The organism is Bradyrhizobium sp. LTSPM299, assembly GCF_000938235.1.
GTDB lineage: Bacteria > Pseudomonadota > Alphaproteobacteria > Rhizobiales > Xanthobacteraceae > Bradyrhizobium.
In genome coordinates this window covers 182,221-197,767 of the sequence record NZ_JYMU01000023.1, presented here as the reverse complement: position 1 = coordinate 197,767, position 15,547 = coordinate 182,221, and the positions used below count along the sequence as shown (strand labels likewise).

General features: G+C 64.7%; 13 protein-coding genes. 3 read left to right on the top strand and 10 right to left on the bottom strand.

Translation table 11 applies throughout. From position 1 onward, the window contains the following. Positions 1-267: 267 nt before the first annotated feature. The gene (locus UP10_RS15185) at positions 268-1,479 is read left to right on the top strand and encodes a bifunctional 2-C-methyl-D-erythritol 4-phosphate cytidylyltransferase/2-C-methyl-D-erythritol 2,4-cyclodiphosphate synthase (RefSeq protein ID WP_044588119.1); all 1,212 of its coding nucleotides are present in this window, start codon (positions 268-270) and stop codon (positions 1,477-1,479) included. A 1-nt stretch (position 1,480) separates the two neighbouring features. Continuing rightward, positions 1,481-2,080, top strand: coding sequence for a CinA family protein (locus UP10_RS15180; RefSeq protein WP_044542093.1), 600 nt, complete (start codon positions 1,481-1,483; stop codon positions 2,078-2,080). A 6-nt stretch (positions 2,081-2,086) separates the two neighbouring features. Here UP10_RS15180 and UP10_RS15175 read toward each other — a convergent pair whose 3' ends face one another. Genes UP10_RS15175 through lipA form a run of 3 tightly spaced genes read right to left on the bottom strand, consistent with a single transcriptional unit; the run spans position 2,087 to position 4,067 of the window. Further along, positions 2,087-2,551, bottom strand: coding sequence for a type II toxin-antitoxin system RatA family toxin (locus UP10_RS15175; protein WP_044588118.1), 465 nt, complete (start codon positions 2,549-2,551; stop codon positions 2,087-2,089). Continuing rightward, entirely contained in the window at positions 2,551-3,090 is a 540-nt protein-coding gene (locus UP10_RS15170) for a P-loop NTPase family protein (protein ID WP_044588117.1), read from the bottom strand. Before UP10_RS15170 ends, UP10_RS15175 begins: the two co-directional genes overlap by 1 nt. 17 nt (positions 3,091-3,107) lie before the next feature. Beyond that, a complete protein-coding gene (gene lipA / locus UP10_RS15165) occupies positions 3,108-4,067 on the bottom strand; it encodes a lipoyl synthase (protein WP_044588116.1) in 960 nt (319 codons plus the stop codon). 132 nt (positions 4,068-4,199) lie between these two features. Here lipA and UP10_RS15160 point away from each other — a divergent pair, with 132 nt between their 5' ends. After that, complete coding sequence (locus UP10_RS15160; RefSeq protein ID WP_044588115.1) at positions 4,200-4,805, top strand: DNA-3-methyladenine glycosylase; 606 nt, start codon at positions 4,200-4,202, stop codon at positions 4,803-4,805. Positions 4,806-4,860: 55 nt separating this feature from the next. Here UP10_RS15160 and UP10_RS15155 read toward each other — a convergent pair whose 3' ends face one another. The 7 genes from UP10_RS15155 to UP10_RS15125 all read right to left on the bottom strand — a co-directional run bounded on the left by UP10_RS15155 (position 4,861) and on the right by UP10_RS15125 (position 15,415). After that, positions 4,861-6,183: a lanthionine synthetase LanC family protein gene (locus tag UP10_RS15155; RefSeq protein ID WP_044588114.1), complete on the bottom strand. Its 1,323-nt coding sequence runs from the start codon at positions 6,181-6,183 to the stop codon at positions 4,861-4,863. Continuing rightward, the gene (locus tag UP10_RS15150) at positions 6,180-7,199 is read right to left on the bottom strand and encodes a T3SS effector HopA1 family protein (protein ID WP_044588113.1); all 1,020 of its coding nucleotides are present in this window, start codon (positions 7,197-7,199) and stop codon (positions 6,180-6,182) included. The genes UP10_RS15155 and UP10_RS15150 overlap by 4 nt, the downstream gene beginning before the upstream one ends. Next, the gene (locus UP10_RS15145) at positions 7,200-8,294 is read right to left on the bottom strand and encodes a phosphotransferase (RefSeq protein ID WP_044588112.1); all 1,095 of its coding nucleotides are present in this window, start codon (positions 8,292-8,294) and stop codon (positions 7,200-7,202) included. It lies immediately after the preceding gene. A gap of 106 nt (positions 8,295-8,400) precedes the next feature. Beyond that, entirely contained in the window at positions 8,401-9,441 is a 1,041-nt protein-coding gene (locus tag UP10_RS15140; RefSeq protein ID WP_044588111.1) for a hypothetical protein, read from the bottom strand. A 528-nt stretch (positions 9,442-9,969) separates the two neighbouring features. Further along, positions 9,970-12,849, bottom strand: coding sequence for a valine--tRNA ligase (locus UP10_RS15135; RefSeq protein ID WP_044588110.1), 2,880 nt, complete (start codon positions 12,847-12,849; stop codon positions 9,970-9,972). A 145-nt stretch (positions 12,850-12,994) separates the two neighbouring features. Then, positions 12,995-13,723: a PopZ family protein gene (locus UP10_RS15130; protein WP_044588109.1), complete on the bottom strand. Its 729-nt coding sequence runs from the start codon at positions 13,721-13,723 to the stop codon at positions 12,995-12,997. Positions 13,724-14,035: 312 nt separating this feature from the next. Beyond that, positions 14,036-15,415, bottom strand: coding sequence for a TolC family outer membrane protein (locus UP10_RS15125; RefSeq protein ID WP_044588108.1), 1,380 nt, complete (start codon positions 15,413-15,415; stop codon positions 14,036-14,038). Positions 15,416-15,547 lie beyond the last annotated feature (132 nt).

Below are 15,547 nucleotides of genomic sequence, written 5' to 3'. Positions count from 1 at the left end.
CACGCCGGTCACGGACGTCTCGTCGTTCTGTCGACTACGCTATTGCAGCCGATGCCGTACTTCTTACGCACAAATCTTGTGCAGTCAAGCGTCATGCCTACAGTTTAGACAGTTCTACCATTTGTGCAAGTGCAGTGCAACAAAATCTGCTTTTCCCACAGTCGTCTGGAAATGCTCTGTTCTTGCACAGCGGTCATGGTAAGTGGCTGTGCGCGGCAGCCCTCGCAGCCCCTTCCTCATCCCCGATTCGTCTAACACTGGTTCAAAATGCCGAAGCCTGAGCGTACCGCAGCCATTCTTGTCGCCGCCGGGCGCGGACTGCGCGCCGGCGCGGGTGGGCCGAAGCAATACCGGACGATCGGCGGACAGACGGTGATCTACCGTGCCATGGAGGCTTTCTCCGGGCATCCGGACGTGTTTGCCGTGCAGCCCGTGGTCAATCCGGATGACACCGCGCTGTTCCAGGACGCCGTTGCCGGCCTCCGGCATCGGCCGCCCACCCCAGGTGGCGCGACCCGCCAGGCTTCAGTACATGCCGGGCTTGAGGCACTCGCGACCGCGAAGCCGGACATCGTGCTGATCCACGACGCCGCCCGCCCCTTCGTCACTCCTGCGGTGATCTCGCGCGCGATATCAGCCGCCGGTCGCACCGGTGCCGCGATCCCCGTGATCCCCGTCACCGACACGATCAAGGTCGCAGGCGCGACCGGCGACGTCGAGGCGACCCCGGACCGTGCCCGCCTGCGGATCGCGCAGACGCCGCAGGCCTTTCGCTTTGACGTGATCCTGGAGGCGCATCGCCGCGCGGCGCGCGAGGGCCGCAGCGATTTCACCGACGATGCGGCCCTGGCGGAATGGGCGGGATTGACGGTTGCGACATTTGAAGGTGATTCTGCCAACATGAAACTCACCACACCTGAAGACTTCGTGCGCGAGGAAGCGCGGCTGGCCAGCGAGCTCGGCGACATCAGGACCGGCACCGGCTACGACGTGCACGCCTTCGGCGACGGCGACCATGTCATGATCTGCGGCGTGCGCGTACCGCACACGAGGGGCTTCCTGGCCCACTCCGACGGCGATGTCGGACTGCATGCGCTGGTCGACGCCATCCTCGGCGCGCTGGCCGACGGCGATATCGGTTCGCACTTTCCGCCGAGCGACGCCAAATGGAAGGGCGCCTCCTCCGACCAGTTCCTTAAATACGCCGTTGAGCGCGTCACTGCGCGCGGCGGGCGCATCGCCAATCTCGAAGTGACGCTGATCTGCGAGCGGCCCAAGATCGGCCCGCTGCGCGACACCATGCGGGCCAGGATCACCGATATCTCCGGCGTCCACATCTCGCGCGTGGCGGTCAAGGCGACCACCAGCGAGCGGCTCGGCTTCACCGGCCGCGAGGAAGGCATCGCGGCGACCGCGAGCGCGACCATCCGTCTTCCTTGGGACGATAAAGGTTGGGACGATAAAGGCTGGAGCGCATAACATGGGCGGCAGCGACGCGCGTGCCCTCTCCCGCTCGCTGCTCGACCTGTGCCGGATGCGCAAGCTGACCATCGCGACTGCCGAATCCTGCACCGGCGGCCTCGTCGCGGGCGCACTGACCGATATTCCCGGCTCGTCCGACGTGATCGACCGGGGTTTTGTCACGTATTCGAACGAGGCCAAACGGGCGATGCTCGGCGTCAAGGCGGCAACGCTCGAGACCTTCGGCGCGGTCAGCAAGGAAACCGCGACCGCGATGGCGGTCGGCGCGCTGGAAAAAGCCGGCGTCGACCTTGCAGTCTCAATTACCGGTATCGCGGGCCCGGGCGGCGCCACGCCGGGCAAACCGGTGGGATTGGTCCACTTCGCCGTCGCATCGCGCGACGGCCGCATCATCCACCGCGAGCAGCGTTTTGGCGCGATCGGCCGCAGCACCGTACGCCAGCGCTCGGTGGTCGAGGCCCTGCGCATGCTGATCGAGCTGGCTCGCCCTCCGCAGGCCACCAAGCCTCGCCGCGAAGCTGTCAGCCGGTTGCGGCCGCGGGTTGCCCGTTCGCCGCGAAGCCACGCCGTGAAACGCCGGCGCACGCCGCGGGGATGAGTCGCACTATGTGACGGCTGGCTTCCCGTAGACCTGATCCGCCCGCTTCTCGAACGCCGTGGCAAAGCGCGAAAATGCGGCGTCGAACATCGAGCCCATCAGGATCGCCAGCATCCGGCTCTTGAATTCATAGGCGAGGTAGAAGCCGACATCGCAATCGGTCTCCGACTTCGGCTCGAAGGTCCAGCGGTTCTCGAGATTGCTGAAGGGGCCGCTCAGATACTCGACCAGGATCTTCAGATTGGGCCGGTCGAGCGTCACCTTGCTGGTGAAGGTTTCCCGCACCAACTTGAACGACACGGTCATATCGGCGACCACGGTTTCAGTGCCGTCGTCTCTCGGCGTGCGCTGGCGGATCTTCAGCGACTGGCACAGCGGCACGAATTCCGGATAGCGCTCGACGTCGGCGACCAGATCGAACATTTGCGGCGCGGTGTGGTGAACCCGCCGCTTGCTTTGGAATCGCGGCATCAGTGGATACTCGCACGATTCTGCTGGCGCGCGAGGTCCTTCAGGTAAGCGTCCGCCTGGGCTCGATCGGTAAAACACACCAGCGATTGATCGGCGCGCAGGCCTTGAAAATAGTCCAAAAGCTTGGGTCTCTGCTGTTGTCGATAGGTCCAGACGTAGCGGAAGAATTCGAGGTCGATCTTCTCGGGACAGCCTTCCGCCATCTCCGGGCGGACCTGGCCATAGCTCCCCGCGATCCGCCGGAGAATTCCGAACATGCAGGTCGACCGCGGCAGGTCGAACCAGATGATCGTATCCGCGAGCTGCCGGCGCAATTCGCCTGCGCCGTGCGTCGTGAAGTTTCCGTCCATGATCCAGCGCGGCTGCTGCACCGCTTCGGTCATGCGGCGCTGGAATTCCTCCCGCTCGGATTCGACCCAGCCGGGCTTCCAGAACAGCGCATCGATCGACACGGTCGGAATGCCGGTGATATCGGAAAGCCCCCGCGCAAACGTCGACTTGCCGGACCCTGACGATCCCATCACCAGAACGCGTTGCATCGATGTAACCCGGGGATCTAGCGGCCGCGGGCCACGCGCGCCGCCTGCAGCTTGGCGAAATCCTCGCCGGCATGATGAGACGAGCGGGTCAACGGGCTCGCCGACACCATCAGAAAGCCCTTGGCGTAGGCGACGCGCTCATAGCCTGCGAATTCGTCCGGCGTCACATAACTCATCACGGCATGGTGCTTGCGGGTTGGCTGCAGATACTGGCCGATGGTGAGGAAATCGACATCGGCCGAGCGCAGATCGTCCATCACCTGCAACACCTCGTGCCGCTCCTCGCCGAGGCCGACCATGATGCCTGATTTGGTAAAGATGGTCGGATCGATCTCCTTGACCCGCTGCAACAGCCGGATCGAGTGGAAATAGCGCGCGCCGGGACGAACCGTCAGATAGCGCGACGGCACGGTCTCCAGATTATGGTTGAACACGTCGGGCTTGGCCGCGACCACGCGCTCCAGCGCGCCGTCCTTGCGCAGGAAGTCCGGCGTCAGGATCTCGATCGTGGTGGTCGGGCAGCGCGCGCGGATGGCACGGATGGTTTGCGCAAAATGCTCGGCACCACCGTCAGCGAGATCGTCGCGGTCGACCGAGGTGATGACGATGTGGGCGAGCCCCAGCTTGAAGGTCGCCTCGGCGACATGCTCCGGCTCGGCAAGGTCGAGCGCGCCGGGCATGCCGGTCTTGACGTTGCAGAACGCGCAGGCCCGCGTGCAGGTGTCCCCCATGATCATGAAGGTGGCGTGCTTCTTGTCCCAGCATTCGCCGATATTCGGGCAGCCCGCCTCTTCGCAGACCGTGACGAGGCCGTTCTCCTTGACGATTTTGCGCGTGTCGGCATAGCCGCGCGTGTTCGGCGCGCGGACCCGGATCCAGTCCGGCTTCGGCGGCGAGACAGCGTCGGGCCGGTTCACCTTTTCGGGGTGCCGCGGGCGCAACTGGGTCGTGGAAACGGTATCGACGATGGTGACCATAGGTGCCTGCAAGTGGCGAGAGAGCTTAGCTAATCCGTGTTGGCGCGGCCCGCAACCCGGCTGTCAAACTCTATCAGAGTGTGCACATTATTGGCACCTTCGTACCCGTTCCATTTCGATTCCCACCTCAAAATGGCTCAAGAACCCAAATCGACCGAGCCACGCCTCGGCAAGCCGCTGAAACGGTCATTCTTCGACCGCAGCGTCCACGAGGTCGCGCCCGACCTGATCGGCACGACGCTGCTGGTCGACGGCGTCGGCGGCCTCATCGTCGAGGTCGAGGCCTATCATCACAGCGAGCCGGCCGCCCATTCGTACCGCGGACCGACGCCGCGCAACCAGGTGATGTTCGGCCCGCCGGGCTTTTCCTATGTCTACCGCTCCTATGGCATCCACTGGTGCGTCAACTTCGTCTGCGAGAAGGCCGGCTCCGCCAGCGCCGTGTTGATCCGCGCGCTGGAACCGACCCACGGCCTGGCCGCGATGCGCCGGCGGCGCGGGCTCGGCGACGAGCACGCGTTGTGCTCCGGCCCCGGCAAGCTCTGCGAGGCGCTCGGCATCACGATTGCCCACAGCGAATTGCCGCTCGACCGACGGCCGTATGCGCTCTACGCGCGCACCGAGACGCCCGAGATCGCCACGGGGGTGCGGATCGGCCTCACCAAAGCCGTCGACCTGCCCTGGCGCTACGGCGTGAAGGGGTCGACGTTTCTCAGCAAGAAGTTTGCGTCCACCTAGAGCGGTTTCAAGCGACGTGGATGCCGGTTCGCGTGAAGAAAACGCGTCAAAACATCTAGAGCTGATGGCGGAGCGGCGGTGCGCTTGAAGGCGGGGTCATGAGTGCCACGGCCAGCTTGCGCAATTCCGCGACGTGCCTTGGCCGCGGGATCAGCACCGACGAAACGCTCTCGGGGTCGTAGAGCCGCAGGTAGAAATGACCGATACCGGCTAGCCCGAGCAGGAGGTTCGGCGTCTCGCCGCCGCCCGGCACGCCGCACGGCCAGGGCAGGTCCTTGCGGCGATAGGTTTCGATGCCGTAGCGCCCGACGCCTTCAGCAACGGCGCGTGCGGTCGGATCATCGAGCAATTGCGCGGCGGTGACGAACAACTCGGCATTGCCGGCGCGGCCATGGCACAGCGTGAAATCGAATTGCGAACCGACATTCGGGTCGGCCAGCGTCAGCATCGTCGCGCGCATCGCGGCCTCGGCCTCGCCGCGCATCGTCGGATCACCGGTCAATTGATAGGCGCGCAGCCGCGACAGGCCAATGCCTGGCGCGCCATGGCACCAGGCCATCATAAAGCCCGGCTGACCGGCCGGCGTCGGGATGTCGGCGCGAAAGTCGGGCCAGTTCTGATGGGTCTTGCTGAACCACTGCCGCTCATAGGCAAAGCCGCGCTCGGCCGCGTCGCGAAAGCGCGCCTCGCCGGTCACCGCGGACAATTCCAGCAACGCCCAGGCGATGCCCGCGGCGCCGTGCGAGAAGCCTGTCAGATTGCGCTCGGCGTGCCCAGCAGGGCTGCCCCATGACCAGCCGCCCTCGCCTCGTTTGGCGCGCGCCACGAGCCGTTCGCCGAGCCGGCGCGCGATCGTCATGAGGTCGTGCCTTGTCAGGTGCCGCAGATCGATCAGCGCGACAATGGCGCCGGCCGCACCTGCGAGCACATCCAGAGTGACATCGTCATCCTCGCCGGCCGTCGCTTCGACAAGCATGTCGCAGGCCCTGTCGATCAGGGCCTGGTCTTCGAAGGTTTCGCCGGCGATCGCCGTCGCATAGGCGATGCCGGTCGATCCGGTATAGAGCCCGAGACGCAGCGCTTTCGGGATCTTCTGTGCATGCGTATGAGCATGTGCGAGGGCTCCGAGCGCGGTGGCGCGCAACGCGGGATCGGGTGTCAGGCTGTACAGCCTCGCCAGGAACAGCGCGATGCCGCTGGTGCCGCCATAGAGATCGGCGCCGAGCGAGCGATGAGCTACGTTCCAGCCCCCGTCGATGAACTCCATGGAGTCGCCGAGCCAGTTGCAGCGCCCGCCGGCCCATAGCGCGTCGCGGCACAGACGGCGGCCGAGATGCGCCGCAACCTCGAGAAAGGCTTCGTCGCGCGGCGTCGTCATGCTGCCCGCAGCTCCTCGAAATCATATGGGTCGGCCGAGCCGATGTTGAGATATGGGCGTTCGAGCGACAACCCCGCGGCTGCAAACGCTTCGGCGATCTCGCGGAGGCGTACGTCGGCGGCCTCGTGCCCGCGCTGATGTGCGCGACAGACCGCCTCCGCCATCAACCGGCAGCGGTGCATGCCAAAGCTTTCGCCGGTGCGCGGATCCTCGGCAAAGCCGAGGCCGTCGGCGAGCGGCTTTGAGAACAGCGGCGTTGCCGGCTTCAGCTCCTGACGCACGGCGGCATGAATCTTCGGCGCGAGCAGCGTGACGATACGATGGTGCCGCCGCGCCACGTAAAGAACAGCCGCATCGGTGCGGTCATACTGCGCTGGCACCCGCAGGCATTTGAAGCGGAACGGAACCGCGTAGCGGTTCAGCGCCGCAGCGATCGCGCCGACCAGCCGCGGAGCGCCTTGCACGGTGGTGTTCCAGTAGAACCGCACCACGCCAAAATCTTCCTGCTGATCGGCCAGTGTCTCGCCGAACGCGAAATAGAAGCCCGGTTGCGACAGCAGCGACTCGCGAGGGGCGAACAGGCTGATCTCGCCGCCAGGCTGCGGCGGCACGCCGGGCGCACCATGCGCATGAAACTCACCTGGCCACGCCATGCGCGTCATCGCGCCCTTGACCGCGACGACCTGGCCAGTCGGCAAGGTTTGTTTCAATTGCCACCCGGCGTCCCAGCGATCGCGGCTGCCATTCGCGACCGAGAGCGCCGGCGCCAGGTCATCGCTGGCCAACGGCACCGCGAGACGATCCGGCGCGGCGCCATTGAAGCGGCGGCAGTAGCAATACTCGTAAAACAGGGACTGCAACTGAGCGACCAGAGGTGTGCCGTCCGGCACACCCGTTGGCGCCGCTCCCGCAGCGGCGTGCGGTGCCGTGCGCCCGGCGAACGTAACGAGGCCTGGCGCCGGGAACGCCACCGCCTGCACGATTGCCGTCAACTCAACTTCCAATGCCTGCTGCATTCACAATCCCAGAAGCTGCGTGGCAGCGCGCTTCGGCTCCTTCAGGATGTTGAGGCTGACCTGAAGCAGCGCCAGCGCGCTGGGTGAGATCTGCGCCGAATACTGCATTGCTTCATAGGCGGTCTGAATCATGCGCGCGGCGCCGTACTTGACGCTGCGCATCAGCATGGTGTCGGCTGCCGCGGATTCGAGCCTCAGCTCAGCGACATACGCCGCCCAGAACGCGCGGATCGACGGCTGCATGCCCACGATCGGATGCGGCGCGCTCTGCTCGACGGTGGCCAGCGGCACATCGGCATGGAACTGCATCGTCAGGATCCAGAAACAGATATAGGCCTGCAGCATTCCGCCGACATCCCAGGCGGGATCGCCGATATCGGCAAGCTCCCAGTCGACGATCCGTCCGTCCAGCTTGCCGTCGTTGGAACGACACGGATAGACCACGCAGTTCTCCCATTTCAGATCGCCATGCACCAGCCGTTCGCATCGCCAGTCGCCGCGCATCTCGTCGAGCGTGCGCTGGAAATCCGGATAGTCCTGCAGGATCTGCAACAGCTTGCTGCTGGCGCGGTTGAGCGCGCCGAACGTGCCCAGTTGGTGGCTGGACAGCGCCCATGGCGGCTGGCGACGAAACACCGAGGCTTCAGGGCGTCCCTCCAGCGGCGGCAATGGCTCGCGATGCAGCCGGCCGAGCTGTCCGCCGAACAATCGCGCCACATCCACTGGAAAGGCGTTGAGCCGTCGGTGATGTTCCATCAGCGACTCGGCGCTCGGAAGCAGTCCGGTCACCAGGATATGGCGTTGCCGGTCGTAGAGCAGATCACGCGGCACGATCGCCGCGAGCGCGGACAATTCCGGCACCTCGCGCGCGAGCTGGTAACAGCCCGCCTCGGCCGCGAGCGTTGCGATGGTCGGTGGGTCGAAGATTTGGATCTGCTTGATGAAGAAGCCCTGCTCGGCTCCCCGCAGCACCTTGAAGTTTCGATTGCGCCGCGTGCTGTCGGCAACCGTGAGGTCGTCATTGACCACCGTGCCATAGCTGAGCAGGCCCTGATCGAGCAGATAGTGAACGACGTTGCTTCGCGACAGGATCATGCGGGGGCCGTGCGCGCCTGAGCAGGACTATTGAGGCCTCATGGCGACGTCCGTCGGCGCAGCAGGCGCCGGCGGACATCGTTGTCGTCAGTGGAACGTGGCTGCCCTATCGCGGTGGGCACATGTACCAGGTGCTGTAGCCGGGATTGTTCGGCATGAACTGCATCATCGTGTGCTGGCCACCGCCGCCACCGCAATGCACGGCAAAGGTCGGACAGAGCCCTCCCGCCAACAGCGTCGGGATCGCCATCTGCTGCATCATTGTGTGGTGAACGGGGGGATGGCAGCCGAAGGACGGGCAGATCCCCCCGACCAACACCGTCGGGATCGCCATCTGCGCCATCATCGTATGGTGACCGGGGGGATGGCAGCCAAAGGACGGGCAGAGCCCACCCACCAATACCGTCGGGATCGCCGCCTGCTCCTTCAGTGTGTGCCCACCGCCGCAGTTGAAGGACGGGCAAACGAAGCCTCCGGGCGTTAGCGTCGGCGTCTGGATCGGCGGGAACGCCGCGGCGGCAACCTGTGGCGTGCCGGCCTGCTGTCCCGGATCGCCACACGCGATCGACGGACAGGCGCCAATGCTCGGGCAAGCGATGTTGGCCGAGGCAAGGCAGCCGGGATCGGCGACGGTGCGCGGCAGACAGACGATCCCCAGCGTATGGTGACAGGCCGGCGTGAGCGTTCGCAGGTCGCAGATCACGTGCGTTGGTATTGCCGTTGCCGTTGGGCTGAACTGGGTGTGGTGACACACGACGAATGTGTGCGGACACTGGAACGGGTCCATCGTCAGCGGCCACGCAGCCTGACCACCACCAGCCCCGCCACCGGCGGCCGCAGCGATGTGATCCCGCATGATCGCTCCATCGAGGAACGTTCCCTTGGGCTTATCCGGAGCCGGGGCGCCGTGGATGAGCTGGGCGCTGCGCGCGATCCAGACGTGGCTCGCCTGCAGCCCGTCATCGGATTTTGCGTACTGCTGGTGCAGGATGTCGGCGTTCGGAATGTCGACGTAACTGCTCAGGCTCGGATCAAAATAAAGCCGCGTGTGATCGGCCTCTGATGAGGCCCCGAGATAGCCCGACAAAATCACGGTTGCCGGCGGATTCTTTGGATCTTTGACAATCTTGTCGACGAAATCGGCCATGGACAAAAACCTCCAGGTAAAAATCGCCACGTCCCATTCAGCCGGAACGGCGGAGCTGAGACGGAGCATCCCGATCGCTATGGGCGGCTAGAAGCGTGCTTGTTCGTTTCGAGCTGGTGTCGCGCCGATGACGGGCACATTTGAAATAAAATCGATGGTCGTTCAAAAATCACGGCCATCACTTCGCACACGGTTCGAAGTCGCGCCGATAGAAATCGTCAGCAACATCTCACGCGGAGATGCATGCGTCAATATTTGCTACCTCTGCGTTTAGACCGAACGCAGGCGCGAAATGTCGCCGCCGCAACAACGAGTTCGCTTCGTATCCGCGACCGCTGCACGATGCTGGAAACATTATTGTGATACAGCCATGGCGTGTGCGATGTGGCGACCCGTGGCCGGGATCGGTGTGACATCAGTGTGACGACAACAGCCGCCGATTTGCCGACGGCTGCGCGTCCCGCTCTAGATTCTCGTTTTGACGCGTTTTCTTGACGCGAACTGGTGTCCGCTTCGCTCGAAAACGCTCTAGATGGCCTTCTTCAGGCGCTCCAGCGCCTCGACGATTTTGGCCTTGCGCGCAACGGCCGCCTCGCGCTTTTCCTTCTCTTCTTCGACGATCTCTTCGGGCGCATTGGCCACGAATTTCTCGTTCGAGAGCTTTGCATCGACGCGCTTGATGTCGGCGTCGGCCTTGGCCGCTTCCTTTTCCAGCCGCGCCCGCTCGGCGGCGAGATCGATCACGCCCTTCAGCGGCAGTGCGACGACTTCGCCACGCACGAGAAGCTGCACGGCGCCTTCCGGCGGGCGATCTACAAACGAAATGTCCGAAAGCCGCGCCAGACGCTTGATGGTGTCGTTCCAGCGCTGCGCGCGATCCCTGGTCTCGTCGGACGCGTCAGCTATCACCAGCGGCGTCAGCGTCGACGGCGGGATGTTCATTTCCGCCTTCACCGAGCGCATGGCAGTAACGAGGTCGACCACCCAGCCGATCTCGGCCTCGGCTGCGGGATCGGTGAAATCATCCTCATCGATTGGGACGAGGACAGACGGAATGATCTCGCCATTCGGCCCGGCCATCACCATCGACGCCAGTTGCTCGCCGGTCAGGGCCGTCGCTTTGCGCGGCCAGGACGCGAGCACCAACAGGCCGTCGCGCTTGGCGGTCACCGCCCACAGCTCCTCGGAGATGAAGGGCATGAACGGATGCAACAGCTTCAGGATCTCGTCGCGCGTCCACGCGACCATGGCGCGGGTTTCGGCCTTTATCTCAGCCTTGGCCGCGCCCTCCTCGCCCATCAGCACCGGTTTTGCGAGCTCGAGATACCAGTCGCAGAACACGTTCCACACGAAGCGGTAGATCGCCCCGGCAGCGTCGTTGAAGCGATGACCCTCGATCGCCTCAGTCACCTCACGGGTGGCTCGCGAAGTCTCGTGCGCGATCCAGCGGCTCAAGGTTTCCTTGGCGGCTCTCGGATAGAAACCGTCCGGCTTGACGCATTCGTTCATCTCGGCGAAGCGGCAGGCGTTCCAGAACTTGGTCGCGAAGTTGCGATTGGTCTCGACCAGGTGCGGCGACAGGCGGATGTTATGGCCCTGCGCCGCCTCGCGCGTCAGCGCAAAGCGCAACGCGTCGGCGCCGTAATCGTCGATCACGCCGAGCGGGTCGATGACGTTGCCCTTCGACTTCGACATCTTCGCGCCCTTCTCGTCGAGGACGAGGCGGTGGATGTACACTGTCGAGAACGGTGCCTGCTTCGTGAAGTGAAGGCCCATCATCATCATCCGGGCGACCCAGAAGAAGATGATGTCAAAGCCCGTGACCAGCGTGTTGGTCGGGTAGTAGCGCTTCAATTCCGGCGTTTCGTCGGGCCAGCCGAGCGTCGAGAACGGCCACAGCGCGGACGAGAACCAGGTGTCGAGCACGTCTTCATCACGCGTGATGAATCCCTCGCGCTGGGCAGGGTCAGTGGCCATCTCATGGCCCTGCTCCGGCGTGATGACCTCCTGCTCGACGTAATAGCCGAGCGCATTGCCGACTGCCTCTTCTTCGGTCTCGGCGACGAACACCTTGCCGTCGGGACCGTACCAGGCGGGAATCTGATGGCCCCACCAGAGTTGGCGCGAGATGCACCAGGGCTGGATGTTCTCCATCCACTCGAAATAGGTCTTGCCCCAGTTCTCCGGCACGAACGTCGTTTGGCCCGAGCGCACCGCCGCCATCGCAGGCTGCGCAAGCGTCTTGGCATCGACATACCACTGGTCGGTCAGATAGGGCTCGATCACGACGCCGGAGCGGTCGCCATGCGGCACCGTGTGGGCGTTTGGTTCGATCCGTTCGAGGAAGCCGAAATCCTCCAGGCGCGCCACGATCTTCTTGCGCCCGGCGAAGCGCTCGATCTGGTGAAACTCCTCGGCGAGCTGCGAAGCGCCTTCGGGGAGGCCGCGCAGATAGTCCTCGTTGTCGACCAGGGTGAGGCAGCCCTCCTGGTCGAGCACGCTGATCTGCGGCAGGCCGTGGCGCTTGCCGACCTCGAAATCGTTGAAGTCATGCGCCGGTGTGATCTTGACCGCGCCCGACCCCTTTTCGGGATCGGCATAATCGTCGCCGATGATGGGAATGCGGCGGCCGACCAGTGGCAGGATGACGTGCTGGCCGATCAAATGGCCGAGCCGTTCATTGTCCGGATGCACCGCGACCGCGGTATCGCCCAGCATGGTTTCGGGACGCGTGGTCGCGACCACGACGAAGCTCGCCGGATCGTCGGGATTGAAAGTTTTGCCCTCGATCGGATAGCGCAAATACCAGAGGCTGCCCTTGACCTCGACCTGCTGCACTTCGAGATCGGAGATCGCGGTGAGCAGCTTCGGGTCCCAATTGACCAGACGCTTGTCCTTGTAGATCAGCCCCTCGCGGTGCAGCTCGACGAACACCTTGACGACGGCGCGCGACAGGCCCTCGTCCATGGTGAAGCGCTCGCGCGACCAGTCGCAGGACGCGCCGAGGCGCTTCAACTGGTTGACGATGGTGCCGCCGCTCTCCGCCTTCCATTGCCAGACCCGTTCGAGGAACTTGGCCCGGCCCATGTCGCGCCTGCCCGGTTCCTGGCGTTCCATCAACTGCCGCTCGACCACCATCTGCGTCGCGATGCCGGCATGGTCGGTCCCGGGCTGCCAGAGCACGTCGCGGCCGCGCATCCGCTCGAAGCGGCACAGGATGTCCTGCAACGTGTTGTTGAGGGCGTGGCCCATGTGCAGCGAGCCGGTCACGTTCGGCGGCGGGATCACAATGGTGAAGGGTACTGCGTCCTTGCGCTCGGGCCGTCCGGCCTTGAACGCACCGCTCTCCTCCCAGATGCGGGACATCCGGCTTTCGATATCGGCGGGCTGGTAGTTTTTCTCGATCATGACAATGCGCTGTGGACCATGGAAACGGCTAGAAAGCCGCCCGAACGCACCGAGTCAACCGACCGGCGCGCCGAAAGGACGAATTGTGGCTGTTCTGGGTGGCTGAATGAGGGCCGCAGGGCCTCTCCTTGGAGGCCCCTTGAACCTACCGCCCGCGAGAAACCCGCTCGATCTCGGCCTTGACGATGCGCTCGACCAGCCCCGGCAAATTGTCGTCGAGCCAGGATTTCAGCATCGGTCGCAGCATCTCCTTGACCAAGTCTTCGAGCGTCCGCGCGTTGTTGCTCAGCACGGTGTTGGCCAGCGAGTTGAAGGCGGATTCGACCGCCCGCATTGTCGTGCCCGAGATGATCGGCGGCGCAGGCGCGCTTTCGATCGCCGGCGGCTCATAAGACGGTTGCCGGTTCAGCGACCTGGCAGCGGCCGATTCCGTGAACTCGACATCGTCCTGCGGCTCGACCTTCTGGAACGACGGCGCGGGAGCCGGGTCCGGCAACGCCATGTCGTCGGTGAGCTCGAACACGTCGCCATCCGGCTGCGGCGGCCTGACCTCCGCCGCCGGGGTCGCCTCTTCGAGGCTGGCCAACAGCGCATCGATGTCGTCCTGGCCATTGCTTGCGGCCGGTGCCGGTGCCGCCGGTTTCGGAGGCGGCGCCGCAGCAGCCTTCGCGGCTGGTGGTGGCGCCGGCGGCGAACTCTTCACCGCGGCCTTGGCTGGCGGTGGTGGCGGCGGCTCGACCTTGGGCGGCGGCGCGGCAACCACCGCAGGCTTTTCGGCAGCGGCCGGCTTGGCCTCGTCGTCGGCAATGATGCGACGGATCGACGCCAGAATCTCCTCCATCGAGGGCTCTTGGACCTTCGCAGGTTGCGTCATCGCCGACTCCACATCGAAACCATTTTACACCAAGCCCCAGAGGATTCGCTGGTTCCGATAATGCGGGCCGAGATTTTCGTCGCTCGCGCCCGACTTGTCCCCAGATCAAGCCCACCCAACGCTTTGCGGGTTCGCGTTACCCGCACATCTGGCGCCGCACCAGCACGCCACAGGCCTCGTCGCGAATCGCTTTGCTGCCCGACAAAACGGTATGTCAGGGCAAATATCGATTGCAAGCAAACGGGCCTAGTCTGTGGTCCTGATTGACTCAGAACCGCAGACTAGGCCCGGCAAGCGACGTTGATGTGGCGGTTAGCGACCGTCGGGCGTGCGCACGCCGGACCAGCTGTCGCGAACCTGTTGGTAGTGCACGGTGGGATCGTAGACGTTGGTCTTCAGGCCGAGCACCTGCGGCGACAGCCGGCCGATCGCGTTCAGCACATTGTAGGACGCCACGACGCGGTCGTGCTGCGCGGTCACCAGCGCGTTGCGCGCGTTGACCAGCGCCTGCTGCGCGTTCAGCACGTCTAGCGTGGTGCGCTGGCCGGCCTTGGCTTCTTCGCGCACGCCGTTCAGCGCGATCTCGGATGCGGTGACCTGCGATTGCGCCGACGTCACCTGCGCCTTGCCGGCAACCAGCTGGCCCCATGCGGTGACGACGTTGGCGCGCGCCTGATCGCGCGTCTGTTCCAGCACGAGACGCTGCTGCGCCAGCGATTCCTTGGACTGCCGGATCAGCGAGTATTCCGATCCGCCCTGGTAGAGCGGCACCGTCACCTGAACGTTGGCGGCCGCATTGAAGATGCGGTTCACCGACAACTGCTGTTCGTAGCCTTGGGTCACCGTCGCCTGCAGACCGACCGTCGGCAGCAACGCGCCCTCGGCGACCTTGATCTGCAGGAAGTTGACGTCGACACCGAACATCGCGGCGGTGACGTTCGGATTCTGGGTCAGGCTGAGCTCGACGGCGCCGGCAAGCGATGCCGGCAGGAAGCGATCGACCGGCGAGCCCGGTGCGAGGTTCTCCGGCTCGTTGCCGATGATGCGGCGGAAGTTCGACCGCGTCGTCGTGAGGTTGGACTCCGCGGTCAGCTGCTGAGTGCGGCCTGCCGCAAGCTGCGCCTCGGATTGCGCCACGTCGGTGCGCGTCACTTCGCCGACATTGAAGCGATCCTGGGTCTGCTTCAGCGTCTGCTCAAGCACGCGGGTGTTGCTGCGCTGGACTTCGACGATGGCGGCGTCGCGAAGATAGTCCATATAGATCGTGGCCGCGGTCAAGATCACGGTCTGCTCAAGCACACGCAACCCCTCGCGCGCTGACGACACCTGGCTCTCGGCGGCGCGCACCCGTTGCGGGGTCTGCGCGTTGTAGAGCGACTGGTTTACAGTCAGGCCCGCGCTGCGCGGGATCTGCGCGCCGGTGAGCTTGCCGGTCCCAGGCACAACCTCGTCAGTGTACTGCCCCCCACCACTCAGGGTCAGCGAGGCCTTCGGACGGTAGCCCGACAGCGCCTGCGGAACGTTTTCGTCTGTGGACCGCACCAGCGCACGCTGGGCGTTGAGCTGGGGATTGTTCTGGTAGGACCGCACCAGCGCGGCCTCGATAGTATCGGCGAGAGCGGGCGCCGGGCCCATCTCAGCCAAGAGAAGGACCGCAATCGCAGCCGCGGTGACAACCTTCACCCCACGCATCCCCAATTATCCATTCATTGTAGTCGCCGACCATGCACGCAAGCCAAGCGCCGCTTCAGACCAAGTGAGTCCCGCCTCACCTTAGTCCGCAGCTAAGGGCAACGGAACTACCCCGCAACAGGACGCGGTCGA